The organism is Microbacterium marinilacus (assembly GCF_019753765.1).
GTDB classification, from domain to species: domain Bacteria; phylum Actinomycetota; class Actinomycetes; order Actinomycetales; family Microbacteriaceae; genus Microbacterium; species Microbacterium marinilacus.
This window is the reverse complement of sequence record NZ_JAIJZW010000001.1, coordinates 554,186-579,356: the sequence shown is the minus strand read 5'-3', so window position 1 is coordinate 579,356 and position 25,171 is coordinate 554,186. Positions and strand designations below refer to the sequence as shown.

At 71.9% G+C, this 25,171-nt stretch carries 25 protein-coding genes and 1 tRNA gene; 4 read left to right on the top strand and 22 right to left on the bottom strand.

Going from position 1 to position 25,171, the window contains the following annotated elements:
- Nucleotides 1–53: 53 nt before the first annotated feature.
- From K5S26_RS02600 to K5S26_RS02575, 6 genes are all read right to left on the bottom strand, one after another.
- Nucleotides 54–884 carry a MurR/RpiR family transcriptional regulator gene (locus tag K5S26_RS02600; RefSeq protein ID WP_221855674.1) on the bottom strand — a complete coding sequence of 277 codons (831 nt, stop codon included), beginning with the start codon at nucleotides 882–884 and terminating at the stop codon, nucleotides 54–56.
- Nucleotides 885–1,016: 132 nt separating this feature from the next.
- Complete coding sequence (locus tag K5S26_RS02595; protein WP_308122728.1) at nucleotides 1,017–1,247, bottom strand: YbdD/YjiX family protein; 231 nt, start codon at nucleotides 1,245–1,247, stop codon at nucleotides 1,017–1,019.
- Nucleotides 1,237–3,480 carry a carbon starvation CstA family protein gene (locus K5S26_RS02590; RefSeq protein WP_221855672.1) on the bottom strand — a complete coding sequence of 748 codons (2,244 nt, stop codon included), beginning with the start codon at nucleotides 3,478–3,480 and terminating at the stop codon, nucleotides 1,237–1,239. Before K5S26_RS02590 ends, K5S26_RS02595 begins: the two co-directional genes overlap by 11 nt.
- A gap of 154 nt (nucleotides 3,481–3,634) precedes the next feature.
- The gene (phoH2, locus tag K5S26_RS02585) at nucleotides 3,635–4,921 is read right to left on the bottom strand and encodes an RNA 5'-3' helicase PhoH2 (RefSeq protein ID WP_246603532.1); all 1,287 of its coding nucleotides are present in this window, start codon (nucleotides 4,919–4,921) and stop codon (nucleotides 3,635–3,637) included.
- A 322-nt stretch (nucleotides 4,922–5,243) separates the two neighbouring features.
- A complete protein-coding gene (locus K5S26_RS02580) occupies nucleotides 5,244–6,368 on the bottom strand; it encodes an aminotransferase class V-fold PLP-dependent enzyme (protein ID WP_308122727.1) in 1,125 nt (374 codons plus the stop codon).
- A gap of 63 nt (nucleotides 6,369–6,431) precedes the next feature.
- On the bottom strand, nucleotides 6,432–7,217 hold the full coding sequence (locus tag K5S26_RS02575) for an isoprenyl transferase (protein WP_308122726.1): 786 nt from the start codon (nucleotides 7,215–7,217) through the stop codon (nucleotides 6,432–6,434).
- A gap of 125 nt (nucleotides 7,218–7,342) precedes the next feature.
- Here K5S26_RS02575 and trhA point away from each other — a divergent pair, with 125 nt between their 5' ends.
- Nucleotides 7,343–8,080, top strand: coding sequence for a PAQR family membrane homeostasis protein TrhA (trhA, locus tag K5S26_RS02570; protein WP_221855669.1), 738 nt, complete (start codon nucleotides 7,343–7,345; stop codon nucleotides 8,078–8,080).
- Between the two features lie 13 nt (nucleotides 8,081–8,093).
- On the opposite strand, the gene K5S26_RS02565 is transcribed toward trhA, so the two are convergent.
- On the bottom strand, nucleotides 8,094–8,333 hold the full coding sequence (locus K5S26_RS02565) for a hypothetical protein (protein WP_221855666.1): 240 nt from the start codon (nucleotides 8,331–8,333) through the stop codon (nucleotides 8,094–8,096).
- A gap of 56 nt (nucleotides 8,334–8,389) precedes the next feature.
- Here K5S26_RS02565 and K5S26_RS02560 point away from each other — a divergent pair, with 56 nt between their 5' ends.
- Together K5S26_RS02560 and greA are read left to right on the top strand one after the other, a co-directional pair.
- Nucleotides 8,390–8,785, top strand: coding sequence for a DUF4307 domain-containing protein (locus K5S26_RS02560; protein ID WP_221855665.1), 396 nt, complete (start codon nucleotides 8,390–8,392; stop codon nucleotides 8,783–8,785).
- 82 nt (nucleotides 8,786–8,867) lie between these two features.
- A complete protein-coding gene (gene greA / locus K5S26_RS02555) occupies nucleotides 8,868–9,371 on the top strand; it encodes a transcription elongation factor GreA (protein ID WP_221855663.1) in 504 nt (167 codons plus the stop codon).
- An 84-nt stretch (nucleotides 9,372–9,455) separates the two neighbouring features.
- On the opposite strand, the gene ilvA is transcribed toward greA, so the two are convergent.
- Together ilvA and K5S26_RS02545 are read right to left on the bottom strand one after the other, a co-directional pair.
- Nucleotides 9,456–10,724 carry a threonine ammonia-lyase gene (gene ilvA, locus K5S26_RS02550; protein WP_308122725.1) on the bottom strand — a complete coding sequence of 423 codons (1,269 nt, stop codon included), beginning with the start codon at nucleotides 10,722–10,724 and terminating at the stop codon, nucleotides 9,456–9,458.
- Nucleotides 10,721–11,965: an AI-2E family transporter gene (locus K5S26_RS02545; protein WP_221855661.1), complete on the bottom strand. Its 1,245-nt coding sequence runs from the start codon at nucleotides 11,963–11,965 to the stop codon at nucleotides 10,721–10,723. Before K5S26_RS02545 ends, ilvA begins: the two co-directional genes overlap by 4 nt.
- A 95-nt stretch (nucleotides 11,966–12,060) precedes the next feature.
- Here K5S26_RS02545 and K5S26_RS02540 point away from each other — a divergent pair, with 95 nt between their 5' ends.
- On the top strand, nucleotides 12,061–13,326 hold the full coding sequence (locus K5S26_RS02540) for a winged helix-turn-helix domain-containing protein (RefSeq protein ID WP_308122724.1): 1,266 nt from the start codon (nucleotides 12,061–12,063) through the stop codon (nucleotides 13,324–13,326).
- Nucleotides 13,327–13,437: 111 nt separating this feature from the next.
- Here K5S26_RS02540 and K5S26_RS02535 read toward each other — a convergent pair whose 3' ends face one another.
- The 13 genes from K5S26_RS02535 to nhaA all read right to left on the bottom strand — a co-directional run bounded on the left by K5S26_RS02535 (nucleotide 13,438) and on the right by nhaA (nucleotide 25,114).
- Complete coding sequence (locus tag K5S26_RS02535; protein WP_221855658.1) at nucleotides 13,438–14,004, bottom strand: LemA family protein; 567 nt, start codon at nucleotides 14,002–14,004, stop codon at nucleotides 13,438–13,440.
- Nucleotides 14,005–14,124: 120 nt separating this feature from the next.
- Nucleotides 14,125–14,198 (bottom strand) — tRNA-Leu (locus K5S26_RS02530).
- A 74-nt stretch (nucleotides 14,199–14,272) separates the two neighbouring features.
- Nucleotides 14,273–15,679, bottom strand: a complete 1,407-nt coding sequence (locus tag K5S26_RS02525) for an NAD(P)/FAD-dependent oxidoreductase (RefSeq protein WP_221855656.1) — start codon at nucleotides 15,677–15,679, stop codon at nucleotides 14,273–14,275.
- A gap of 19 nt (nucleotides 15,680–15,698) precedes the next feature.
- A complete protein-coding gene (locus K5S26_RS02520; protein ID WP_221855654.1) occupies nucleotides 15,699–17,039 on the bottom strand; it encodes a S8 family serine peptidase in 1,341 nt (446 codons plus the stop codon).
- Entirely contained in the window at nucleotides 17,036–17,554 is a 519-nt protein-coding gene (locus tag K5S26_RS02515; RefSeq protein ID WP_221855652.1) for a DUF501 domain-containing protein, read from the bottom strand. Before K5S26_RS02515 ends, K5S26_RS02520 begins: the two co-directional genes overlap by 4 nt.
- Before the next feature lie 86 nt (nucleotides 17,555–17,640).
- Nucleotides 17,641–18,192, bottom strand: a complete 552-nt coding sequence (locus tag K5S26_RS02510; protein WP_308122723.1) for an FtsB family cell division protein — start codon at nucleotides 18,190–18,192, stop codon at nucleotides 17,641–17,643.
- Between the two features lie 88 nt (nucleotides 18,193–18,280).
- Nucleotides 18,281–19,558 carry a phosphopyruvate hydratase gene (gene eno, locus K5S26_RS02505; RefSeq protein ID WP_221855650.1) on the bottom strand — a complete coding sequence of 426 codons (1,278 nt, stop codon included), beginning with the start codon at nucleotides 19,556–19,558 and terminating at the stop codon, nucleotides 18,281–18,283.
- A gap of 54 nt (nucleotides 19,559–19,612) precedes the next feature.
- Nucleotides 19,613–20,317, bottom strand: a complete 705-nt coding sequence (locus K5S26_RS02500; protein WP_221855648.1) for an O-methyltransferase — start codon at nucleotides 20,315–20,317, stop codon at nucleotides 19,613–19,615.
- Nucleotides 20,318–20,349: 32 nt separating this feature from the next.
- Nucleotides 20,350–21,384: a DUF1648 domain-containing protein gene (locus K5S26_RS02495; protein ID WP_221855646.1), complete on the bottom strand. Its 1,035-nt coding sequence runs from the start codon at nucleotides 21,382–21,384 to the stop codon at nucleotides 20,350–20,352.
- 25 nt (nucleotides 21,385–21,409) lie between these two features.
- Complete coding sequence (locus K5S26_RS02490) at nucleotides 21,410–21,760, bottom strand: GntR family transcriptional regulator (RefSeq protein WP_221855644.1); 351 nt, start codon at nucleotides 21,758–21,760, stop codon at nucleotides 21,410–21,412.
- Between the two features lie 94 nt (nucleotides 21,761–21,854).
- The gene (gene hisS, locus K5S26_RS02485) at nucleotides 21,855–23,141 is read right to left on the bottom strand and encodes a histidine--tRNA ligase (RefSeq protein WP_246603415.1); all 1,287 of its coding nucleotides are present in this window, start codon (nucleotides 23,139–23,141) and stop codon (nucleotides 21,855–21,857) included.
- A 103-nt stretch (nucleotides 23,142–23,244) separates the two neighbouring features.
- A complete protein-coding gene (locus tag K5S26_RS02480) occupies nucleotides 23,245–23,904 on the bottom strand; it encodes a nucleoside triphosphate pyrophosphohydrolase (protein WP_221855642.1) in 660 nt (219 codons plus the stop codon).
- Between the two features lie 49 nt (nucleotides 23,905–23,953).
- Nucleotides 23,954–25,114 carry a Na+/H+ antiporter NhaA gene (nhaA, locus tag K5S26_RS02475; RefSeq protein WP_221855640.1) on the bottom strand — a complete coding sequence of 387 codons (1,161 nt, stop codon included), beginning with the start codon at nucleotides 25,112–25,114 and terminating at the stop codon, nucleotides 23,954–23,956.
- Nucleotides 25,115–25,171 lie beyond the last annotated feature (57 nt).

The following is a 25,171-nucleotide window of genomic DNA, read 5'->3' as shown; positions in this document are numbered from 1 at the left end:
TTTCGGGTGGGGGCGAGGCTCGGGGCGGGAGGGGTGGAGCGGGAAGGGCCGGGTCAGGTGTCGAATCTCTCGAGCAACGAGCCGAGGCGGTCGAGTGAGCCGATCGCGCGGTCGGGGGCTTGCCGGGCGATGGTCAGGACGAGCGCGTTGATCAGGGCCATCGGCACCGTGAGAGACAGGTAGTCGTCGCTGCCGCCGCGCGGCGCGGCGAGGATCGCGTCGGGCTGGGGCGACATCGCGAGCAGGACGTCGGTGATCAGGGCCGTGTACGCGCCGCCCTCGGCGGCGATCTCCAGCACGGGCGGCAGCGCCGCGGGCACCCGCCGGAAGGCGCACGCCAGCAGCAGGTCTCCCGGCTCGAGGGTCGACAGCCGCTCGGCCAGATCCCGGCGCGGCCCGGTCAGCAGCGTCGACCGCATGCCGAAGCGGCGGAGCCGCCGCGAGAGCAGGTCGGTGAGGACGGTCGCGTTGCCCTGGGCGAAGAGGTGCACGTGCCCCGCTGCGGCGATGCGCGCGGCCAGGTCATCGATCTCGGACTGCGTCACGTGGGCGGGCAGCGCCGAGAGCGCCGCCAGCTCGTCGTCGACGAACCCGCCCAGAACGTCGTCCGGGTGCCGCTGCAGCCGGCCGCGCACCCGCTGCGACGGACCGTCCCCGGCGAGGTAGTCCTGCCGCAGCGCGTCGCGCAGCTGCGGATACCCCTCGAACCCCAGTCGCTGCGCCATGCGGGTGGCCGCCGACTGATGCAGCCCGAGCGGCTCGGTCAGGTCGGCGGCGTACCAGAAGGCCGCCTCGGCCGGCCGCGCCTGCAGCACGGCGACCAGCCGGCGGTCGGTCGCGGTGAGGCGATCCGCCCGTCCCCTGACGAGTTCTGCGATGAGCACGCCGCCACGCTAGGCGCAATCACGCTTGCAATGAGTGCAAGCCGGGCACGTTCACGTGCCGTTCACCGACGTGTCCCGCACGCGTTGCCGACGGTCCCGTCCGGGCGCACGGAGCGGCCCGGACGGGTGTCGTCAGCAGCAGCGGCTGCCGGGGTTCGCGTCCTGGTCTCGGTAGACGCAGCGCCAGAACTCGCGCGGCGACATCGGCGTCCGGCCGGGGTGGGCGGAGCGCTCGTGGGCGACGTAGGCGTCGTACCGCGCCTCCCCCGTGAGGCCCCTGACGTACCAGCGCAATGCACGCCAGGCCCGGGCCGCCCCCGCCAGGAGGGACGGCCCCGTCGGACGTGCGACGTCAGTGGCCACGGCTCGGCTGCTGATCCTCGGGAAGCGCCGCCCACTCCTTCTCGAGCGCGCGCTCCTCGGCCGTGGCGAACAGCCCCGCCGGGGCGAAGCGCTGCGACGGCACCGCCTCGTCCTCGTTGTCGACGACCTCGGTGGCACGGAACGCCTTCACGACCTGGATGACGGCCGCGGCGATGACGATCGCGGCCAACACCAGGAAGATGATCGACAGCGTGCCCTGGATCGCGGTGTTGCGCACCGTCGCCTCGGCGGCGGCGAGCTTGGCCGCGTCGTCGACGCCCGGCGCGAAGTCGACGTACGTGCCGTCGGCGATCCCGTCGCGGAACTTCACGTGGTTCGCCCAGTACCCCACCGCCGGCGTCGGCGAGAAGATCTTCAGGACCGAGCCGGTGAACGTCACGATCGTGACGAACGTCAGCGGCAGCGCGACGACCCACAGCCCCCGGAACGTGCGGCGGCGGGCGATGATCGTCATGACGATGGCGAGGGCGATCGCCGCCAGCAGCTGGTTGGAGATGCCGAACAGCGGGAACAGGGTGTTGATGCCGCCGAGCGGATCGGTCACGCCCATGATCAGCACGGCACCCCAGCCGGCGACCATGATCGCCGTGCAGATCCAGGCGCCGAGACGCCACGACGTGTCCTTGAACCTCGGGATCACGTTGCCCAGCGTGTCCTGCAGCATGAAGCGCGCCACGCGGGTGCCCGCGTCGACGGCGGTGAGGATGAACAGCGCCTCGAACATGATCGCGAAGTGGTACCAGAAGCCCATCCACGACATGCCGCCGAGCCACTGCTGCAGGATGTGCGCGAGGCCGAACGCGAGCGTCGGCGCGCCTCCCGTCCGCGAGATGATCGACTCCTCGCCGACGTCCGCCGCCGCGCCCGTCAGCTGCTCGGCCGTCACGTTCACGCCGGTGAGGCCCAGGTTGTTGATGAAGGCGACGGCACCCTCGACGGTGCCGCCCGTGGCGGCCGGCGAGGAGTTCATCGCGTAGTAGATGCCCTGGTCGATCGACACGGCGGCCACGAGCGCCATGATCGCCACGAACGACTCCATGAGCATGCCGCCGTAGCCGATGAAGCGCGTCTGCTTCTCCTTCTCGATCATCTTCGGCGTGGTGCCGGAGGAGATCAGCGCGTGGAACCCGGACAGGGCCCCGCACGCGATCGTCACGAACAGGAACGGGAAGAGGCTGCCGGCCCAGACGGGGCCGGTCTCTCCGGAGGCGAACGAGCTGAACGCGGGCGTGGAGACCACGGGCTGCACGAAGACGATCGCCACCGCCAGCAGCAGGATCACGCCGATCTTCATGAAGGTCGACAGGTAGTCGCGCGGCGCGAGCAGGATCCACACGGGCAGGACGGCCGCGATGAAGCCGTAGATGATGATGTACCAGGCGAGCGTCGTGCGGTCGAGCGTGAAGAGCGCCTGCCCCCACTCGGTCGCGGCGACGTACTGCCCGGCGACGATGGCGCCCATCAGCAGCACGAAGCCGATGAGGGAGACCTCGGTGATGCGGCCGGGACGGATCCACCGCAGGTAGGCGCCCATGAAGATGGCGATCGGGATGGTCAGCCCGACGGAGAAGACGCCCCAGGGGCTCTCGCCGAGGGCGTTCACCACGACGAGCGCGAGGATCGCCGTGATGATGATCATGATGAGCAGCGTCGCGAGGATCGCGGCCGCTCCCCCGAAGCGACCCAGCTCGTCCTTCGCCATCTGGCCGAGCGAGCGTCCGCCGCGGCGCATGGAGAAGAACATCACGAGGTAGTCCTGCACCGCGCCCGCGAGCACCACGCCGACGATGATCCAGATCGTGCCCGGGAGGTAGCCCATCTGCGCCGCGAGCACAGGCCCGGTGAGGGGCCCGGCGCCGGCAATGGCGGCGAAGTGGTGGCCGAACAGCACCCGGCGGTCGGTGGCGACATAGTCCTTGCCGTCGGCCTTGTACTCGGCGGGGGTGGCGCGCCGGTCGTCGGGGCGCACGATGAGGCGCTCGATGTACTTGGAGTAGAAGCGGTAGAAGATCAGGTACGTCGCGACGGCGGCGAACACGAACCAGATCGCGTTCACCGTCTCGCCGCGGACGATGGCGAGCATGGTCCAGGCGACGCCGCCGACCAGGGCGACGACCGCCCAGATCACGACCTTCAGCGGCGTCCACTTGGGCTTGTCCTCCACGGCCACGGGCGGCAGCGCCCGTGGTGGGGTGATCGTCTTGTCTGACATGGCTGCGCAGGCTCCTTCGTCGTGCACACGGACGCGGCCGGATCGCGGCCGCCGTTCCTGAGAGTCTACTGAGTGCTCGTGCGACGGCCAGGTCGGCGCGCGAGAGGGCCCGGGGAGTCCTCCCCGGGCCCTCTCTTCGCCGTGCGGATCGCGCCTACGCCAGCTCGCCGACCTCCAGCAGGTCGGTGACGAGCGCGGCGATCGCCGACCGCTCCGATCGGGTGAGCGTGACGTGTCCGAAGAGGCCGTGCCCCTTGAGCGTCTCGATCACGCTGGCGATGCCGTCGTGCCTCCCCACGCGCAGGTTGTCGCGCTGGGCGACGTCGTGCGTCAGGACGACGCGCGAGTTCTGCCCCATGCGGCTGAGCACCGTGAGCAGCACGTTGCGCTCGAGCGACTGCGCCTCGTCGACGATCACGAACGCGTCGTGCAGCGAGCGACCGCGGATGTGCGTGAGGGGCATCACCTCGAGGAGTCCGCGCTCGATGACCTCCTCGAGCACGTTGCCGGAGACGACCGACCCGAGCGTGTCGAACACCGCCTGGCCCCAGGGGTTCATCTTCTCCGCCTGGTCGCCCGGCAGGTAGCCGAGCTCCTGGCCTCCGACCGCGAAGAGGGGACGGAAGACGATGACCTTCTTCTGCTGCTGCCGCTCCAGCACGGCCTCGAGCCCGGCGCACAGCGCCAGCGCCGACTTGCCGGTGCCCGCACGCCCGCCGAGCGAGACGATGCCGACCTCCGGATCCAGCAGCAGATCGATCGCGATGCGCTGCTCGGCCGAGCGACCGTGCAGCCCGAAGACGTCGCGGTCGCCGCGCACGAGGCGCAGCTCTCCGTCGCCCGTGACCCGGCCGAGCGCCGAGCCGCGCTCCGACTGGATCACGAGACCCGTGTTGATCGGGAGCCCCACCACGTCGTCGTGCGACGCGACCTCGCTCTCGTACAGGTCGGACATGTCGTCGCCGGAGAGGGCGAGCGGCGCGATGCCGGTCCAGCCGGAGTCGACCGCCTGCTCGGCGAGGTACTCCTCGGCGGACAGGCCGAGCGACGCGGCCTTGACGCGCATCGGCAGGTCCTTCGAGATGACGGTGACCTCCTGGCCGTCCTGCGCCAGGTGCATCGCGACCGCGAGGATGCGCGTGTCGTTGTCGCCCAGCCGGATGCCGCTGGGCAGCACGCCGGCGTCGGTGTTGTTGAGCTCCACGCGCAGCGTGCCGCCTTCTCCCACGGGCACGGGGAAGTCGAGACGGCCGTGCTCGACGCGCAGCTCGTCGAGATGACGCAGCGCCTGGCGGGCGAAGTACCCGAGCTCGGGATCGTGCCGCTTGCCCTCGAGCTCGGTGATCACCACGACCGGTATCACGACCGAATGCTCGGCGAAGCGGAAGAACGCCCGCGGATCGCTCAGCAGCACCGACGTGTCGAGCACGTAGGTGCGCAGATCCTGCGCGGCGTCCGTGGATGAGGCCTTCCGCTCGTCCGCCTGCTGCCCAGAGCTGTCGACGACGGAGCTCTGAACGACGGTGGTGCTGCGGCGACGGCTGGCCTGCTGAGTTGTGCTGATGGTCACGCCCCACTCCCGACCCGGGAACCTGCCCGGCTTCAGACGAGTCGACCTGGGGGCCACGAGTCGCGATCCTGAATGGCCGACTCGATCGGGCGCCTTGCCCGATGCGGCAAAGCTACGACCCACGGGGCCGGATGCGCGACGAATGACAGGCGTGTCGTTCGTTACGAGCGTGTGAACATTCCCCCGGCGCCGCTCACCGGGTGGAGACCTGCTGCGCGTACGCCGCGCACGCCTCGTCGAACAGCCCGAGGGTGTCGTCCCCGGTGCCGGCGTGCGGGGCGATGCGCAGCATCCCCGAGCGCGCCGTCGCCGTCACGCCGCGGTTGGCGAGCTCGGCCCCGAGCGCGGCGACGTTGTCGGGCACGAGGGAGACGATGCCGGCACGACGGCGCGGGTCCTCCGGCGTCAGCACGCGGATCCCGTGTCCCTGCGCGATCCGCATCACCTCCGTCGTCCGGGCAGCGATGTCGGCCTCGATGGCGGCGACGCCGACACCGGCGATGTCCTCGAGCGCCACGGTCAGCCGGGCGGCCGCGAGCGCATCGGGCCCCGACACCGTGTACGCGCGTGACGACGCTGCGGGCGGCGGCACGGCGTCCATGGTGAGCCCGCCCTCGACGCCCTCGAACCCCGACAGCGCCGGCACGATCGTCGCCCGTGCGTGCGGGCCGAACCACGCGAAACCCGTGCCGCGGCCCGCGCGCAGCCACTTGTAGCCGTTGCCGCACACCACGTCGGCCTGCGACCAGTCGACGTCCGCGATGCCGAAGCCCTGCACCGCGTCGACGATCAGCAGCCGATCCGGTCCCAGCGCCTCCCGCAGCCCGGCGAGGTCGGCGCGGTACCCGGTGCGGAAGTCGACCAGGCTCACCGCGAGCGCGACCGTGTCGTCGTCCACCGCGTCGGCGACGGCCTGCGGGGTCACGAAGCCGTCCTCGGCGTGCAGCCACTGCGGCAGCACACGGCCGAACGCCTCGGACGCGCGCGTCAGCGCCGTGGGGATCGACGGGAACTCCGCCGGAGAGGCGAGCACTCCCCCGCTGATCCCGTAGAGGGCGTGCATGAGGCCGTAGGTCGTCGACGGCTGCAGCGTCACCTCGTCGGGCGAGGCGCCCAGCAGTCCCGCGACGAGCGCGCGGGCCTGCTCCTCCCGCTCGCCGACGTGCGCGATGCTGCTCGCGCGCCCCGTGCCCAGCATCTCGAGGTCGGCGACCACCTCATCGCGGACGGAGGAGGACATCGGGCCGAAGGACGCCCAGTTGAGGTAGCCGGGCTCGCCGTCGAACGTCGCCCGATACTCCTCGATGGTGCTGATCACTCCGCCATTCTGACAGCTGCCCGCGGATCGGGCATGCCGGTCGGACCGGCCTGCCGGGCCCGCTCAGCCGCCGAAGCGCCGGTCCCGGGTGGTGTAGTCGCGGATCGCCCGGAGGAAGTCGACCTCGCGCAGGTCGGGGCCGAGCGCCTCGACGAAGTAGAACTCGCTGTGCGCGCTCTGCCAGACCAGGAAGTCGCTCAGGCGCTGCTCGCCGCTGGTGCGGATCACGAGGTCGGGATCGGGCTGGCCCCCCGTGTAGAGGTGCTCTCCGATCGCCTCGGGGGTCAGGTTCTCCGCCAGCTCCTCCAGCGTGCCGCCCCGCTCGTCGTGCTTCACGATGATGCGCCGCACCGCGTCGACGATCTCGTGCCGGCCGCCGTAGCCGACGGCGAGGTTGACGTGGAGGCCGCCGTGCTCACGCGTGCGCCCCTCGGCGTCGACGAGCGCGGCGGCCAGGTGCTCCGGCAGCAGCTCCGCACGCCCGACGTGCTGCACGCGCCAGTCGCCGCTCGCGGCGAGCTCTCCGGCGAGGTCGGCGATGATCTCGATGAGGTCGGTGAGCTCTCGCTCGTCGCGCTTGCGCAGATTGTCGTGGGACAGCAGGTACAGCGAGACCACCTTGACGCCCAGCTCGTCGCACCAGCCCAGGAACTCGATCATCTTGGCCGCGCCCGCCCGGTGGCCGTGCGCGGCGCTCTCGTAGCCGAGCTGTCTGGCCCAGCGCCTGTTGCCGTCGATCACCATCGCGACGTGGTGCGGGACGCTCGCGGGGTCGATCTGTCGCCTGAGCCGCGAGCTGTACAACCGGTACAGCGGGCCGCGGCCCTCCGTCGATCCCGTGATGCGCACGTGCATACGCTACTCCGGCCGGCACCGAACTCCCTGCCGCGGCAGGCCGCTCGGCGGCAAGCCGGCACCTCGCGCCCCCGTGACGCGTGCCCCGCACGGCATGGGCCGCCGCGTACTCTCGAAGGATGACGCAGACGCCGGACGACGCGCCCGCCTCCGCCGACGGCGTGCCCCAGCTGCCGCTCCTCGACGCCGCCGCGCACGACGCCGCCGTCGACATCAAGCCGACCTGGCGCGGATGGATCCACGCCGGAACGTTCCCGGTAGCGGTCGCGGCCGGCATCGTCCTGATCTGCCTCGCGCAGGGCGCCCCGGCCAAGTGGGCGGCGGCGGTGTTCACGGCCTCGTCGATGCTGCTGTTCGGCAACTCCGCCCTGTACCACCGGATCGACTGGAAGCCCGCGACCAAGGCGGTGTTCCGGCGCATCGACCACGCGAACATCTTCCTGCTGATCGCGGGCACCTACACGCCTCTCGGAGTGCTCGCCCTCCCGTCCGAGAAGGGCGTCCTGCTGCTGTCGCTGGTGTGGGGCGGCGCGCTCGTCGGCATCCTGTTCCGGATCTTCTGGCTCGGCTCGCCGCGATGGCTCTATGTCGCGCTGTACCTGCTGCTCGGCTGGGCCGCCGTGATGTACATCGGCGACCTGGCCGCCGCGAACCTCGCGATGATGGTGCTCGTCATCGTCGGCGGTCTGCTGTACACCGCCGGCGCGGTCGTCTACGCGATGAAGCGGCCGAACCCATGGCCGGGCCGCTTCGGCTTCCACGAGATCTTCCACGTGTGCACCGTGCTGGCGTTCCTCTGCCACTGGGCCGCGGCGCTGCTGATCTCGCTGCAGCCCGCCTTCAACGGCCCCGCCTGAGCCGGAGCCGGCGTCAGCCGGCGGGGCGGTCGTCCTCGGGCGACTCGCCGCGCGCGGCGGCCTCCTCGGCGTCCAGCGCCTCGTTCGCCTCCTCGCGGTAGCGGGCCCGGCGCACGCGACGCAGCATGTCCATGACCAGCAGTGCGACGAGGACCACGAGGATCGCGATGATCGCGAAGCCCCATGGACCGGGCGTGACGAGGCTCGGGGCGACCGTCGGGGTGGGGGTGGGGGTGACGCCAAGAACGCGCATCGCTGGCTCCTGTTCTAGCCTGGAGTTCCCAGCCTAACTTTCGCGAGGAGCCCGACGTGACCACCCAGGCCGAGCTCGACGACCGCTACGGACGCACCGCACGGCCGGGGCGCCGGCGACTGCTGATCGCGGCCGGTGCCGTCATCGCCGCCGTCGTGGTCGGCTGGCTCGGATGGACGACGGTCGCGAACACGATGGACGCCGTGTCCGTCGACGGGCTGGGCTACGAGGTGCGCGACGAGCACACCGTCGTGGTCTCCTTCCAGCTCACCGCTCCCCCCGGTCGGTCCGTCGCCTGCACGGTGCAGGCGCTCGACCAGGAGTTCGGCGTCGTGGGCTGGAAGATCGTCGAGTACGACAGCGACGGCGGCCACGCGATGTCCCGCACCGAGACCGTCCCGACGGTCGCCGAGGCGACCACCGGTTTGGTCGAAACCTGCTGGGTCACGTAGTCTGACCCCCGAGAACTCGCGACGCCCCGGCCGAACGCCGGGGCGTCTTGCACTATCCCCGTCCGATCGAAGGGAGCCCGCAGTGTCCGAGAACACCGCGTCCAAGGACGCTCAGGTCACTTTCCTCACGCAGGAGGCGTACGACCGTCTCGCCGGCGAGCTCGAGGAGCTCTCGACGACCGGTCGCGAGGAGATCGCCAAGCGCATCGAGATCGCCCGCGAGGAGGGCGACCTCAAGGAGAACGGCGGCTATCACGCCGCCAAGGACGAGCAGGGCAAGATCGAGATGCGCATCCGCAACCTGCAGTCGCTGCTGAAGGACGCGGTCGTCGGCGAGGCCCCCGAGTCGGACGGCACCGTCCAGTCGGGCACGGTCGTGACCGCTCTCGTGCTCGGCGACGAGGAGCGCTTCCTGCTCGGCAGCCGCGAGATCGCCGGCGGCACCGACCTCGACGTCTACAGCGAGCAGTCGCCGCTCGGGTCCGCGATCCTCGGACTCAAGGAGGGCGACAAGACGTCCTACAAGGCGCCCAACGGCAAGGACATCGCGGTCGAGATCGTCAAGGTGGAGACCTTCACCGGCTGACGGCCGCCCCGTCGCCGGAACGCATCGGCCGGGCGAGCGCGCACCCTCCCGGGGCGTGCTCGCCCGGCAGATGTCATGAGCGGCTCAGTCCGGCAGCACCTCGGGGCGGAAGCCCGCGTCCCGGAGGATCTGCAGCGTGAGCTCGCGGTGCTCCTGCCCCCGCGTCTCGACCGAGATCTGCAGCGCGACCTGGCTGATCTGCAGGCCCTGGCCGTGCCGCGTGTGCAGCACCTCGACGACGTTGGCCCCGGCCTCGGCGATCAGCTCCGACACGCGCGCGAGCTGTCCCGGGCGGTCGGGCAGCGGGATCTTCACGGTCATGTACCGACCGGACGCCGCCAGGCCGTGCGAGACGACCCGCTGCAGCAGCAGCGGGTCGATGTTGCCGCCCGACAGCACCGCGACCGTCGGCCCCGTCGCGTGCACCTTGCCCGCCAGGATCGCGGCGACGCCGACCGCGCCGGCCGGCTCGACCACGACCTTCGCGCGCTCGAGCAGCACCAGCAGCGCCCGGGCGATGTCGTCGTCGGAGACCGTGACGACATCATCGACGAGCTCCCGGATGACCGAGAAGGGCACGTCGCCCGGGCGGTTGACGAGGATGCCGTCGGCGATCGTCGGCTGCGTGTCGACCTGCACCGGCTGCCCGGCCTCGAGCGACAGCGGCACGGGGGCCGCGTTCTCGGCCTGCACGCCGATCACGCGCACCTCACGGCCCTCCACGGCCGCGCGCGCCTTCGCCGCCGCGGCGACCCCGGCGATGAGCCCTCCCCCGCCGATGCCCAGCACGATCGTCGTGACGTCGGGCGCGTCGTCCATGATCTCGAGACCGAGGGTCCCCTGGCCGATCACGATGTCGCGGTGGTCGTACGGGTGGATCAGCACGGCCCCGGTGCGCTCCGCGTGCTCCGCGGCGCGGCGCAGGCCGACATCGACCGTCGCACCCTCCAGCACGACCTCGGCGCCGTAGCCGCGGGTGGCGAGCAGCTTCGGCACCGGCACCCCGAGCGGCATGTAGATGGTCGCCGGGACGCCGAGCTGCTGCGCGGCGAGGGCGACCCCCTGCGCGTGGTTGCCCGCCGAGGCGGCCACCACGCCCCGGGCGCGCTCCTCGGCCGTCAGCTGAGCGAGGCGGTAGGTGGCGCCCCGCACCTTGAACGAGCCGGTGCGCTGCAGGTTCTCGAGCTTGAGGCTGACGGGCGCGCCGAGGACCTCGCTGAGGTGCAGCGAGTACTCCATCGGCGTGTGCTCGACCACGTCGCGCAGGCTGAGCGCGGCCGCCTCGATCTCCGCGAGCGTCGGGATGGCCGGTGTCTGCGCGGGCGCCGGCTGTGCGGGGTCGAGAGTGGTCACTGTGCACTTCCGTTCTGGGGAGGCGTCGCTTCCGGCGCGCTCCGGGAGAGTCTGATGTTGCGGGGCACGGTGTCCCAGATGAGGTCGCCGTGAAGCGGCGCGCCGGTGCGCCAGGATCCGGACGCGAGGGTGACCGCCACCACGTTCACGAACGCCGCCAGCGGCACGGCGAACAGGGCACCCGGGATCCCGGCGATCATCGACCCGCCGGCGACGACCATCACGACGGCGAGCGGATGGACCTTCACCGCGGAGCCCATCAGGATCGGCTGCAGGATGTGGCTCTCGACCTGCTGCACGGCCAGCACCACCGCCAGCATCGCGATGGCGATGATGGGGCCGTTGTAGACGAGGGCGATGAACACCGCGACCGCTCCCGTGACGATCGCGCCGACCAGCGGCACGAACGAGCCGAGGAAGACCATCACGCCGATCGGGATCGCCAGCGGCACGCCGAGGGCCCATGCGCCCACGCCGATGCCGACGGCGTCGATCGTGGCGACCAGGAGCTGCGTGCGCGCGTAGTTCACGACCGTCCGCCAGCCGTTGCGGGCCGCGGCGTCGACAGCCGTGCGGGCCTGCTTCGGGAAGAGCCGCACGGTCCAGCGCCAGATGCCGCCGCCGTCGGCGAGGATGCAGATGAGCGCGAACAGGGTCAGCAGCAGCCCCGCGCCGAGATGGCCGACGGTCGAGCCCACTGCGAGCGCGCCGGTCCACAGCGAGCCGGCCTGCTGCTGCAGCAGCTCGACGCCCTGGTTGAGGTATCCGTTGATCTCGGCCTCGGAGATGCCCACCCCCACGAGGAAGCCGCGCAGCGAGTCGACCGCGCCCACGACGCGCTCCCGCACGCCGCCGAACTCGCGCGTCACCTGCCAGACCACGAGCCAGACCAGGCCGCCGACGATCGCGATGGTCGCGAGCAGCGAGATGATGATCGCCGCCCAGCGCGGCACGCGGTGCCGCAGCAACCAGGACAGCCCCGGCCAGATCAGCGCGGTCAGCAGGATCGCGACGAGCAGCGGGATCACCAGCAGCTTGAACTGGATCACGAGCCACACGACGACCGCGGCGGCGGCCGCGACGACGAGGAACCGCCACGAGTAGGCCGTCGCGATGCGCAGGCCCGGGGGCACGGACGACTCCGCCGGCGCCGCCGGCGGGGCGCTGGCGGCGGGCGCGGGGTCGGCCGGGCGGGGGCGGAACGCGCCCCAGAACCCGGTGCGCGGCTTGTCGTGGCTCATCCCGGTCAGTCTAGAACCGCGTCCATGGCGAGTCAGACATACGTCGCGGCCGGGTCGCGGGTCCGATGTCCGAGCCCGTCGGTAACGTGAGGCCGGTGAAGCAGCACCTGTCCCTGCCCGAGGCCCGTCGCACAGCCCTGGCGGCGCAGGGGTTCGCCCGCGCCCGGCCCGAACGGCCCGGCACCCGGCAGCTCAACGCGACCGTCGCGCGCATGGGCGCGCTGCAGATCGACTCGGTCAACGTGTACGCCCGCTCGCATTACGTGCCGCTGTTCTCGCGACTCGGCGGCTACGACACGGCCGAGCTCGACCGCCTGGTGCTGCGGCACGGTGCCGGCGGGCGTCCCCGCTCGTCCGGCTCGTACATCGAGTACCTGGGTCACGAGGCGACCTTCCTGCCCGCGCTCGACTGGCCGCTGTGGCGGTTCCGGATGGACGACATGCGCGCCCGGTACGGCGCGCCGGGCGGCTGGTACGCCGAGAACGCCGCCACGGTCGAGTGGGTGAGGTCGGAGCTGGCCGCTCGCGGCCCGCTGCGGCCCGCCCAGATCGAGTCCGACGCCCGTCGCGCACGGCGCGGCCCGTGGTGGGACTGGGACGCCGTCAAGCGCGCTCTCGAGATGATGTGGCGCTTCGGAGAGGTCGCGATCGCCGGGCGTCGGGGGTTCGAGCGTCGTTACGGACTCGCCGAGCAGGTGATCCCCGCCCCGGTGCTCGACGCCGAGGTGCCGCGTCAGGACGCGATCCGCGAGCTGATGCGTCGCGCCGCACGCGCCTCGGGCGTCGCCACCGCCTCAGACCTCGCCGACTACTACCGGATCAGGGATCGTCGCGCCGTCCTGACCGCCGTGCAGGACCTCGTCGATGCGGGCGAGCTCGAGCCGGTCACGGTCGACGGCTGGAGCCGGGGGCGCGCGCCCTCGCCCGCCTGGGTGCACCGCGATGCGGCGTTCCCCCGGCGCATCCGGGCGGCGGCCGTGCTGACGCCGTTCGACCCGGTGGTGTGGTTCCGCGAGCGCGCCGAGCGCCTGTTCGACTTCGACTACCGCATCGAGATCTACACGCCGGCCGACAGGCGCCGTTACGGCTACTACTCGCTGCCGGTGCTCGTGGACGACCGCATCGTCGGCCGAGTCGACCTCAAGGCCGATCGCACGACCTCGACGCTTCGCGTCCAGTCGGCCTGGTGGGAGGCCGGGGTGGCGGCCTCGACGGCGGAGCGCGTGGCGGTCGCGCTGCGCGAGGCGGCCTCCTGGCAGGGCCTCGAGCGCGTCTCCATCTCGAGCTGGGGCGACGCCACCTCCGACCTCGCCTTCGTCATGCCGGACGCCGCTCGCCACGAGCGGGCCGTCACCGTCTGACGCCCGTCCCCCTCACCGTGGCGAACCACGCGCCGAGAAGACGACTTCGCGCCGAGAATGCAGCGGGCGGCTGCATTCTCGGCGCGAAAGTGGATTCTCGCTGCGGCGGGGTCAGAACTGGACGCGCGGCGGCTCGGCGATCGCCGCGCCGTCGACGACCTCGAAGAACTCGCGCTCGTGGAAGCCGAGGTTGCGCGCGAAGAGGTTGTTCGGGAACACCTTGATCTTGGTGTTCAGCTCGCGCACGCCACCGTTGTAGAACCGGCGCGACGCCTGGATCTTGTCCTCGGTGTCGACCAGAGAGTGCTGCAGCTGCAGGTAGTTCTGGCTCGCCTGCAGGCCCGGGTACGCCTCCGCCACCGCGAACAGGTTCTTGAGCGCCTGCTGCATGTGCCCCTCGGCCACGCCAGCCTCGGCGGGGCCGCCGGCCGACAGCGTCTCGGCGCGCGCACGCGTCACGTTCTCGAACACCGCCTTCTCGTGCGCCGCGTACCCCTTGACCGCCTCGATGAGGTTCGGGATCAGGTCGGCGCGGCGCTTGAGCTGCACGGTGATGTCGCTCCACGCCTCGTCGACGCGCACGTTGAGCTGCACGAGCGAGTTGTACGTGGCCCACAGATAGATGCCGGCGACGACCACGATCGCGAGCACGATGACAACAGGAATCAGCCATTCCATCGGGAACCCCCTCGGTGATGCACCCATCCTAGACGCGCCAGGTGCAGCCCCGCGTCGGCCGTACGGGGGACTTCTCACCGGGATCGTGCGTCCGCGTCGCGGCAAGGACGCCGCGTCGAGTGCCCCCGCGGGGATTCGAACCCCGACTGAGGCGAGTTTAAGTCGCCTGCCTCTGCCGGTTGGGCTACGGGGGCCGCGCCTCCACGCTACCGGTGAAGACGGCGAGAGCCGCCACCCGTGGGGGTGGCGGCTCTCGTGAGGCTCGCTGTCACTGAGCGGCGGTCTCGACCTTCTCGTTCTCGACCGGGGCCGTCTCGGCGGGCTTGTCCTCGACAGGCGCCTCGACCGGGGGCTTCGGACGCGAGGCGAACGTCTCGAAGAACGTGCGCGGACGCTGCACCCACTCGAGCTGCACCGTGTCGCGGCCGAGCCAGAGGTTGTGCCACCAGCCCCACAGGACACGCCACTTGCGCTCCCACGTCGGCATCGCCAGTCCGTGGTAACCGCGGTGGGCGACCCAGGCGAGGAAGCCCTTGAGGGCGAACTTGCCGGACTGGAAGACGCCGTTGTAGAGGCCGAGGCCCGCGACGGCGCCCAGGTTCTTGTGGAAGTAGTCGATCGGCGCGTCGCCGCGCAGCACCCCCACGAGGTTCTTCGCGAGCCGCTTGGCCTGGCGGACGGCGTGCTGGGCGTTCGGCACGCAGGTGCCGTCGGGCAGCCCGCCCGTCTTGTCCGGCACCGCGGCGATATCACCCGCAGCCCAGGCGCCCTCGACGACGTTCTTGTCGGCGTCGACCACGCGCAGGTCGGCCTGCGTCGTGATGCGGCCGCGCGGCTCGGTAGGCAGGTCGCTGCCGCGCACCACCTGGGGGTTCGCCATCACGCCGGCGGTCCAGACGATCAGGCCGCTCGGGTACGACTCCCCCGTCGAGGTCTCGACGACGCCGTCGACGGCGCTCGTGACCTGCGTCTCGAGGTGCACGTGCGCACCGCGCTGCGCGAGGTCCTTGAGCACCCACTCGCTCGTGGGCAGCGAGACCTCGGGCATGATGCGCCCCATGGCCTCGATGAGGTGGAACCGGGTCTCGTCGAACGAGATCTCGGGGTACGTGCCGACCAGCGAGGACGCCAGCGAGCGCAGCTCCGCGAACGTCTCGATGCCGGCGAAGCCGCCACCGACGACGACGACGGTCAGCAGCCGCTGGCGCAGCGGGTCGCCGACCGGCAGCGCGGACGCCTGCTCGAAGTTCGAGATGAGCGTGTCGCGGACGTAGACGGCCTCTTCGACCGACTTCAGGCCGACCGCGTTCTCGGCGATGCCCGGGATCGGGAACGTCCGCGAGACGGAGCCCGCGGTGACGACGATCTGGTCGTACTCGAGCTCGTAGGGCTCGCCGCCCTCCGGCGTGATCGTCGCGGTCTTGTTCGCGTGGTCGATCCCCGTCACCCTGGCGGTGATCATCTGCGTGCGCTTGAGATGACGACGGTGCGAGACCACGGTGTGGCGGGCCTCGATCGATCCCGCCGCGACCTCGGGCAGGAACGGGAGGTACGTCATGTACGGGAGGGGGTCGACCATGATGATCTCCGCCTCCCCGCGCCGCAGCTGCTTCTCGAGCTTCCACGCGGTGTAGAACCCCGCGTAACCGCCGCCGACGATGAGGATCTTGGGCACGAGTGAAGAACTCCTTGGGTCAGGGTTTGCTCGGCGACCGCCGCACACGGGCCGAACGGACGCGTCGCACAGTCGCGATGACGCCCAGCACCACGAGAATACCAGCGCCGCTGAGCGCGACGAGCGGCAGGGTGCCGTAGCGCAGCTCCTCCTGCGAGGGAAGGTACGAGGCCCCCGCCTCGGTGGGAGCGTCCGCGGGCGGCAGCGGCGCCACCTCGACCGGGGTGACGGTGGGTGTCGGCTGCGGTCCGGCGGCCTCGCGACGGTAGACGTCGATCCATCGCTCGAGGCTGCCCATGGGGTTCTGCGTCACGTGCGCGACGTCCGCGTTGACCGCGGCCTCGGCGTTCACCAGGCCGTAGCCGTAGAAGGCGTCGGGCACGGCGTCGGCGTCGGCCGGCTTGGTCGCGGTCTTCACGATGCGATTGATCACGTCCACCGCGCTGAGCTCGGGGTGCGCCGAGCGCACCAGCGCCGCGACGCCCGCCACGATCGGGGCCGCGCCGCTCGTGCCGTTCCACTCGTCGATCGTGTCGTCGGCGGAGACGCCGAGCAGGTTCTCGCTGGGCGCCGAGACGCCGATCGTGATGCCCTGGGTCGACGCCTTGTCGCTCGCCTTCCCGTCGGGGTCGACGCCGGCGACCGTGAGCACACCGGGGATCGTCGCGGGCGCGCCCACCGACTCGGTCCCGCTGCCGCGGTTCCCCGCCGCCACCACGACGACGACGTCGTTCTGCATGGCGTAGAGGAAGGCGTCGTCCCACGACTCGTCCCAGCTCGGGTCGTTCGTCGTCAGCGACAGGTTGATGATGTCGGCCCCATTGTCGACCGACCAGACGACCGCGTCGGCGATCTGCTGCGCGAACGGCGCGGCGCCCGCCGCCCGGAAGGCGAGGGAGACAGACAGCAGGCTCGCCTCCGGCGCGACTCCGATCATGGCGTCGGGGTCGTCGCCCCCGCGGGCAGCCGCGAGCGACGCGACCCAGCTGCCGTGGCTGCGGTCGAGCACGTCCACCGGCGTGCGCCCGTCGGCGGTGCCGAGACCGGACACGTCCTTGCCGCCGATCACCGCGCCCTCGAACTCCGAAGGCCCGTCGACGATGCCGGTGTCGATCACCGCGATGGTCACGCCGGCGCCGCGCGAGGTCTCCCACGCGTCGCTGATGCCGTAGTCGTCGATCCAGTACTGCCGATCGCGGATCGTCGGCTCCTCGGTCTCCTCCGGCGTCGGCGTCGCGCTCGGCGTCGGCGTGGGAGTGGCCGTCGAGACCGGATCCGGCGTCGCCTCCGGTGTCGGCGCGGCCCCCGTGAGCAGCGCGGCGAGGATCGCGAGCGCCAGGACGCGCGGGGCGCGCGTCATCCGGCCTTCCCCGGCTCTGCGCACTCGCACCTCGCGGGAGACCACGCCGACCGCTCGAGGGCCGCGTCGCCGATGGGGTTCACCCCCGGCCCGGCCGCGAGGGCGTGGCCGGCCAGCGCGTGCAGGCACTTCACGCGCGTGGGCATCCCTCCGGCGGAGATGCCGTCGATCTCCGGCACGTCCCCGAACGCGGCGCGGTCGGCGAGATAGGACTGGTGGGCGCGGGTGTACCGCGCCGCCAGCTCCGGTTCGTCGGCGAGACGGGCTGCGAGCTCGGGCATCAGCTGCCCGGCCTCGAGCCGCGACATCTCCGCCGTCGCGGCCGGATGGGTGAGGTAGTAGAACGTCGGGAACGGCGTGCCGTCGGGCAGCCGCGGCGACGTCGCGACGACCGTCGGGTTGCCGCAGGCGCAGCGCGCCGCGATCCCGACGACGCCCCGCGCCTCGCGGCCGAGCTGGTCGGAGACGACCTCGATGTCGACCGGGCGCACGGGTTCGAAGGGGGGTGTCGTCACCCTTCCAGGCTACCGGCGGGCGATGCGACGCTCCGTCGGGGCACCCCGCTTACCAGGATTCCCGGAGGTCCCGACAGCTCCGCCGATCACGGCGTGGGCGTCTCGCCCGGCTCCGGCTCGTCGGGGATGCCGACCGTCACCTCGACGGCCGACTTCGCGGTGCCGGCGGCGACGAGCGAACGCAGCATGCCGCCCATCCAGTCGGCCTGCTTCTCCTCGACCTCGGCGCTCACGGGCTCCGGCTCACGGGCCACGTCGGTCTGCTCGAGATCGTCGACGATGAGGAACGACACCTCATTGGGATTCGTGTAGTAGAGCCGCTCGCGGGCCTGCGTCATGATGTAGGTCGGGTCGTTCCAGCGGTCGCGCTCGCGCTCCAGCTCGGCGACCTCCTCCTTCGTGACCTGCACCGACTCCTGCAGCGCGGCGATCTTCTGCCGCTGCTCGACGTAGGTCGACACGCTGGGCGCGAGCACCAGGACGCCGAGCACCACGAGCCCCAGCATGATGGCCGCGAACCCCGAGAACCGGATGTCCCCCAGCCACTCGCGGGCGTCGCCCTGCCGCCTCGGGCGTCGCGGACGACCCCGCGGCGCACGGCGCGGGGATGCGGAAGGGGGAGCCGATCCTGACTTCACGACTCCCCCTTCCAGCAGTACGACATCCTTCGCCTACGCGAAGACGCGAGAGCCTCGCACCCGGCGATCCTCCCGCGTCCCTCCGCCGTCAGCTGAAGCGCGGGTAGGCGCTCCGGCCGGCGAACGTCGCGGCGGAGCCGAGCTCCTCCTCGATGCGCAGAAGCTGATTGTACTTCGCGACGCGGTCGCTGCGAGCGGGCGCGCCCGACTTGATCTGGCCCGCGTTGACGGCGACGGCCAGGTCGGCGATCGTGGTGTCCTCGGTCTCGCCCGAGCGGTGCGACATCATGACCGTGTAGCCGGAGTTCTGCGCCAGCGTGACCGCGTCCAGCGTCTCGGTGAGCGAGCCGATCTGGTTGACCTTGCACAGCAGCGAGTTGGCGACGCCCTTGGCGATGCCGTCCGCCAGACGCTGCGGGTTGGTCACGAACAGGTCGTCGCCCACGAGCTGCACCTTCGAGCCGATGCGGTCGGTGAGAGCCTTCCAGCCGTCCCAGTCGTCCTCGGCGAGGGCGTCCTCGATGGTCACGAGCGGGTAGTTCGCCAGCAGCTCCTCGTAGTACGAGGTCAGGTCGTCGCTGGAGAGCTCCTTGCCCTCGAACCGGTAGACGCCGTTCTCGAAGAACTCCGTCGACGCGACGTCGAGGCCCACGGCGATGTCCGTGCCGGGCGTGAAGCCGGCCTTCTCGATCGCCGCCATGAGGAAGTCCAGCGCGCCGCGGTTGCTCGGCAGGTCGGGCGCGAAGCCGCCCTCGTCGCCGAGCCCGGTGGCGTAGCCGCCGGCCTTCAGCTCGCTCTTGAGCACGTGGTAGGTCTCGGTGCCCCACCGCAGCGACTCGCTGAACGACTCGGCGCCGAGCGGCACGAGGAAGAACTCCTGCATGTCGACGCCGGTGTCGGCGTGCGCGCCGCCGTTGATCACGTTGAGCGCCGGGACGGGCAGGATGTGCGCGTTGGGCCCGCCGATGTAGCGGAACAGCGGCAGGTCGGCGCTGTCGGCCGCGGCCTTGGCCACGGCGAGGCTGACGCCGAGGATGGCGTTCGCGCCCGTGCGCTGCTTGTTGGGGGTGCCGTCGGCCTCGATCAGTGCGGCGTCGATCACGCGCTGGTCGCTCGCGTCGAGGCCCTCGATCGCCGGGCCGAGCTCGTCGAGGACCGCGTCGACGGCCTTCAGCACGCCCTTGCCGGCGTAGCGCCCCTTGTCGCCGTCCCGCAGCTCGTACGCCTCGAAGGCGCCGGTGGACGCGCCGGACGGCACGGCCGCGCGCTGGACGATGCCGTCGTCGAGCAGCACCTCCACCTCGACGGTCGGGTTGCCGCGCGAATCCAGGATCTCGCGCGCGCCTACAGCTTCGATCAGTGCCACGGAATGACTCCCTCTCAGTGGACGGTGCGGGCCCCGCACAGGCCCGTCGCCAGTCTATGGCGTGGCGTCGCCCGCCACTGCGCCGGTCCCGGCCTCCCCGGTCAGGATCGCGATGGCGACGCCGTCCCATCCCTTGACGCCGACGGTCTGCAGGGCCGTCGCGTCGAATCGCGGGTCCGAGCCGAGCATCTCGATGGCCTCGCGCGTGCCGCGTACCTTCGGGTCGCTCGAGTCGTCGCGCACGATCTCGCCGTCGCGGCCGATGTTGTCCAGCACCACGAGGCCGCCCGGGCGCCCGAGACGCGCAGCCCAGTCCAGGTAGGCCGTGTTCGACTCCTTGTCGGCGTCGATGAACACCAGGTCGAACGGCCCGGCGAGCGTGGGCAGGACGTCGAGGGCCGGCCCGACGCGCACGTCGACGCGGTCGCCCACCCCGGCCCGGTCGATGCTGCCGCGCGCGACCCCGGCGTGAGCGGGCTCGGCCTCGATCGTCACCAACGTCCCGCCCGCGGGCAGCGCGCGGGCGAGCCAGATGGTGGAGTACCCGCCGAGGGTGCCGATCTCGAGGATGCGCTGCGCGCCGACCAGCCGCGCGAGCAGGTGCAGCAGCTTGCCCGCGACGGGCGCGACCTCGATCTCCGGAAGCGCCGCCTCGCGCTGCGCCGTCACGGCCGCATCGAGCTCGGGATCGTGCGGCAGCAGTGCGGCGGCGAGCCAGCGATCGGCCGCCGCCCAGTTCTCGGGAGTGGATTCGGCCATGCGGCCATCCCACCCGTGCGGAGTGCCCGACGTCAAGCCGAGGGCGACCTCGCCTCGAGCCCGCGCAGCAGCGCGACGCCCGTCTCGGCGTCGTCCACCGTGACCGTGAACGTCTTCCCGCCGCGCCGCGTGACCCGGATCGCCTCGCCGCGCCGCATCACGACGCCCCAGCCCACGCCCACCGCGTACCGCCAGCCCCATCCGCCGTACTCGCCCATCGGGTCGACCGAGACGACCTCCACACGTGCGATGTCGTCGAGCGGGACGCGGATGCGCGGCCAGCCCGCGATGGACCGCACCGTCAGGCCGTGGTCGTCGACACGCACGCGGAACACCGCGCACGCGAGCACCGCGACCACCACGAGCGCCATGCCGCCGAGCCCGACCCAGCTGCCGGCGCTCAGCCGCCCGCCGACGGCGGTGTCGGCGACCGCGACGACGACGACCAGCAGCGTCGTGACAGCGATCAGGGCCGCGACCACGATCGCGCCCCCGCGGGACATCGTCACGGTCTGCAGCCACACAGCGCGCTCCCCCGAGGACACCGCGACGGCGTCGGGGCCGTCGGTGCGCGCACGGTCCTCGGACGGAGCGTCGGTGGTGGACCGCCATGCCGCCCACGCCAGCACGGCCGCCACGACGGCCGAGACGCCGAGCAGGGGCAGGATGTTCGGCGCGTCGCGCCCGTCCGCCAGCCCCAGCTGCAGCGCCAGCGACCCCACCGACAGCGCGCCGACGAAGCCGACGAGCCACCCTGAGGCGGCTGCCGGCAGCCGGAACCGGCGCGCCCCGCCCTCCCGCTCGAAGCCCGCCAGGCTCGCTCCGGCGAGGAGCGCAGGGAGCCCGCCGCAGACCCCCAGGGTGATCAGCGGGAACAGCCACGCCGGACCGAGCCCGTCGGCACCACCGTCGGCTCCCCAGTGCGTGGCGACCGGGTCGGGCAGCCACGGCAGCATGGCGAGCTGGACGAGCGCGAACACGACGGATGCGAGGAGCGGCAGGAGCAGCCCGACCAGCCGGAAACGGCGCCCGGCGGTGCTCCTGAGGGTCGATGTGGATGTCGTCATGCTCTCCTCCTCGGGTTCGGTCGGGTCAGATCGGAAGGTCGCGGATCAGCGCCGCGAGAGCGTCGCGCGGGACGCCGCGGGCCTGGGCGCGGCGCACGAGCTGCGCCGCCTCGTCGTGCAGCTCGGCGAGCGGTGCCGCCGCATCGGTGACGATCGCGCCGCGGCCGCGCCGCATGTCCAGCAGCCCCTCGTCGCGCAGCAGCTGGTAGGCGTGCAGCACCGTGTGGAGGTTCACCCCGAGGGCTCCGGCGACCTCGCGCGCCGAAGGCAGCCGGTCGCCCGGCCTGACGCGCCCCGCGGCGGCGTCTGCGCGGATCGACGCCGCGAGCTGCGCGAACACCGGCTCCTCGCGCGTCGGGTCGATCCGTGCCAGCATGAACTTATTCTATATCAATTAGAACAGTTCGGGAGTGAGAGCCGCCGCGGCCTCCGCGGCCGCGGCACGACGTCTGGCGACGGGATCCGGCGGGTCAGGCGAGGGGCTTGAGCTCGAGACCCTCCCGAGTCGCGCCCGCAGACACGGTCGCGAACGCCGTGAAGCCGTCGGCGGACGCACGGTCCAGCAGCCCCTTGAGGTTCTTGGTGCGCTGCTCGAGGCGGACGCGCGAGCCCTCGGCCACGAGCCGCGCCTTCAGCGCGATCAGCTCGGTCACGGCGACGTCACGGTCGTGCACCAGCACCACCGCCGGGGCCGCGTCGGCCACCTGCAGCGACACGAGGTCGACGATGCGCTCGAACCCGATCGAGAAGCCGACCGCCGGGACGTCCTGTCCGAGGAATCGGCCGATCATGCCGTCGTACCTGCCGCCGCCGCCGAGCGAGTACCCGACATCCGGGTGGGCGAGCTCGAAGATGGTGCCGGTGTAGTAGCCCATCCCGCGCACGAGGAACGGATCGAACTCCAGCGGCACGCGCGTGTCGCCGGGCCGCGCCGCCGCGACCGACTCCCCCACGCCGGTCAGGTGCGCGACGACCTCGTCGGGGACGCCGTCCGGCAGCGCCGCACGGATCTGCCGTTCGCCGTACGCGAGCGGCTCGCCCTCTGCGGGCCGCTCGAGGAACGCCTCGAAGGCGTCGACGGCGGCGGCGCTCGCCCCCCGCTCGCGGAGCTCGGCGCTCACGCCCGCGGGGCCGATCTTGTCGAGCTTGTCGATGGTGATCAGCACGCCGGGACGCTGCTCCGGAGGGAAGCCGAAGACGTCGAGCATGGCGTCGAGCGCGCGGCGATCGTTGATGCGGACGGTGGCGCCCTCGAGCGACAGCGCGGCGAGAGTGTCGAGCGACGCGACGATCAGCTCCGCCTCCGCGCGGGCGGACGCGTCGCCGATGATGTCGATGTCGCACTGCATGAACTGGCGGTAGCGGCCCTTCTGGGGGCGCTCCGCACGCCAGACGGGGGCGATCTGGATCGAGCGGAACACCGCGGGCAGGTCGCCGCGGTTCGTCGCGTAGAAGCGCGCGAGCGGCACCGTCAGGTCGTACCGCAGCCCGAGATCCGTCAGGGCCGAGGGCTCGTCCGCGGCGGCACGGATCGCGTCCGCGTCGAGGCCCCGGCGCAGCACGTTGAAGGCGAGCTTCTCGTTGTCGCCGCCGATGCCGGCGTGCAGGCGCGCGTGCTCCTCCATGACCGGCGTCTCGATCTCGTCGAACCCGTGCGCGCGGTAGCGCTCGCGGATCACGGCGAGCACGCGCTCGCGTCGGGCCTTGTCAGCGGGGAGGAAGTCGCGCATGCCGCGCGGCGCGTTCACGGAAGCCATAGCGCTCCCATTCTTCCATCCCGCGACAATCCCTTTTCGCGCCGACAATGCACCCGCCACACGCATTGTCGGCGCGGGAACGGATTGTCGCGGCGGCGGGTTCTCAGGACTCGGCGTCGCGGATGTCCGACTCGAGAGAGCGCAGACGCTCACGCAGGGCGCGCTCCGCGTCCCAGCCGTTCTGGCGCGCGGCGGCGGTCAGCGTCAGCAGGAGGTCGCCGAGCTCGGCCTCGCTCTCGGGCACCGCGCCGACCTCGGCGGCGTCGTGCACCGCGAGGGCCACCTCCGATCCGACGCCGACCTGCGCGGCCTTGCCGATCAGCTTCTGCGCGAGCGCGAGCGACGGCATCGACCGCGCGACGCCGTCGAGGACGCTCGTGCGCTGCCGCTTCTCGGACGCCTTCGCCGCGTTCCACAGCTCCAGCACGCGTTCGGGAGTCTCGGCGACCTCGTCGCCGAAGACGTGCGGGTGGCGGCGGACCATCTTCTCCACCAGGGACGCGGCCACGTCGTCCACGTCGAACGCCTCGCCGTCGGCGCCCCGCGAGGCGATCTCCGCGTGGAACAGCACCTGCCACAGCAGGTCGCCCAGCTCCTCGCGCATCCCCGCGGCGTCGCCCGCCTCGATCGCGTCGATCAGCTCGTGGCTCTCCTCGAGCAGGTACGGCACCAGCGCCCGATGATCGATCTGCTGCGTCCATACGCAGCGGTCCCGCACCGCGCGCATCGTCTCGACCGCTTCCCTCAGCGCGTCCGTGGCCATGCCGACTCCCTCTCCGTCCGGGCGCCGCCTCGGCGCCCCTCGATGCGCCTCACGACGACGCCGCGACGACACGGTGATGACGCGCCCTCGCCGACACGATGACGCCTGAGAGCACCAGCGCGATCGTCGACCCGCCGAGCACGCCGAGGATCGCCTCGTCGCGCAGGGCGGCGTCGCCCGCGTACGCGAGGTTCGCGAGCAGCAGCGACACGGTGAAGCCGATCCCGCCCAGGGCCCCCGCGGCCAGCAGGTCGGGGAACGCGACGGCGGGCGCGGTGCCCCTCGGCCGGATCCGCATGGCGAGGGCGCCGAACAGCGTGATGCCGACGATCTTGCCGATCGGCAGCGCGACCAGGATGGCCCACAGCGCGGGCGAGAGATCGGCCGGCGCGACCTGCGGGATGACCACGAGGGCCGCAGCGAACGCGAACAGCGGCAGGATGCCCCCGTTGATCCACGGCTCGAGCGCGTGGCGCGCGCGCATGCCCGGCCCCTGCCGCGCCGCCAGCCCGAGCATCACGCCCGCGATGGTGGCGTGCACGCCGGACAGCAGCACGAAGGCCCACGCGGCGACCGCGACGACCACCATGAGCGCGACGACCACGATCCGTGTGCGACGCCCCTCAGGGTCGATCCGGCTCAGCACGGCGAACACGACCACGAGGCCCACGCCGATCGCCAGGAGCCCGAGGTCCATGTCGTGCGCGAACAGGACAGCGATGAAGACGATGCCGACGATGTCGTCGATGATCGCCAGCGCGAGCAGGAAGATCCTCACGGCGGACGGAAGGCCGCGCCCGAACACGGCCAGCACGCCGAGCGCGAAGGCGATGTCGGTCGCCGTCGGCACGGGCCACCCGCCGCGGGCCTCGGGATCGCCGCCCGCGATCGTCAGGAACACCAGGATCGGCACGAGCACTCCGCCGGCGGCCGCGATGGCGGGCTGCAGGGCCTTGCGCACGCTGCTGAGCTCGCCGCTCGTCAGCTCGTACTGCAGCTCGACCGCCACGCCGAAGAAGAACACCGCCAGGAGCCCGTCGGACACCCAGTGCGCCAGCGACAGGTCGATCGGCGTGCCGGGGATCGCGAGGTGCAGATGGCTGGCGTCGAGCACGGCGGGGCCGACGGGGAGGTTCGCCACCAGCAGGCCGAGGGCGGCCGAGGCCAGCAGCAGGATCGCCGGGAATCGCTCGGAGCGGAGGAGCCTCATGTGCGCCTTTCGTCGCCCTGCACGCCGGGCGGGGTCTCGGAAGAAGGGGACGGGTCA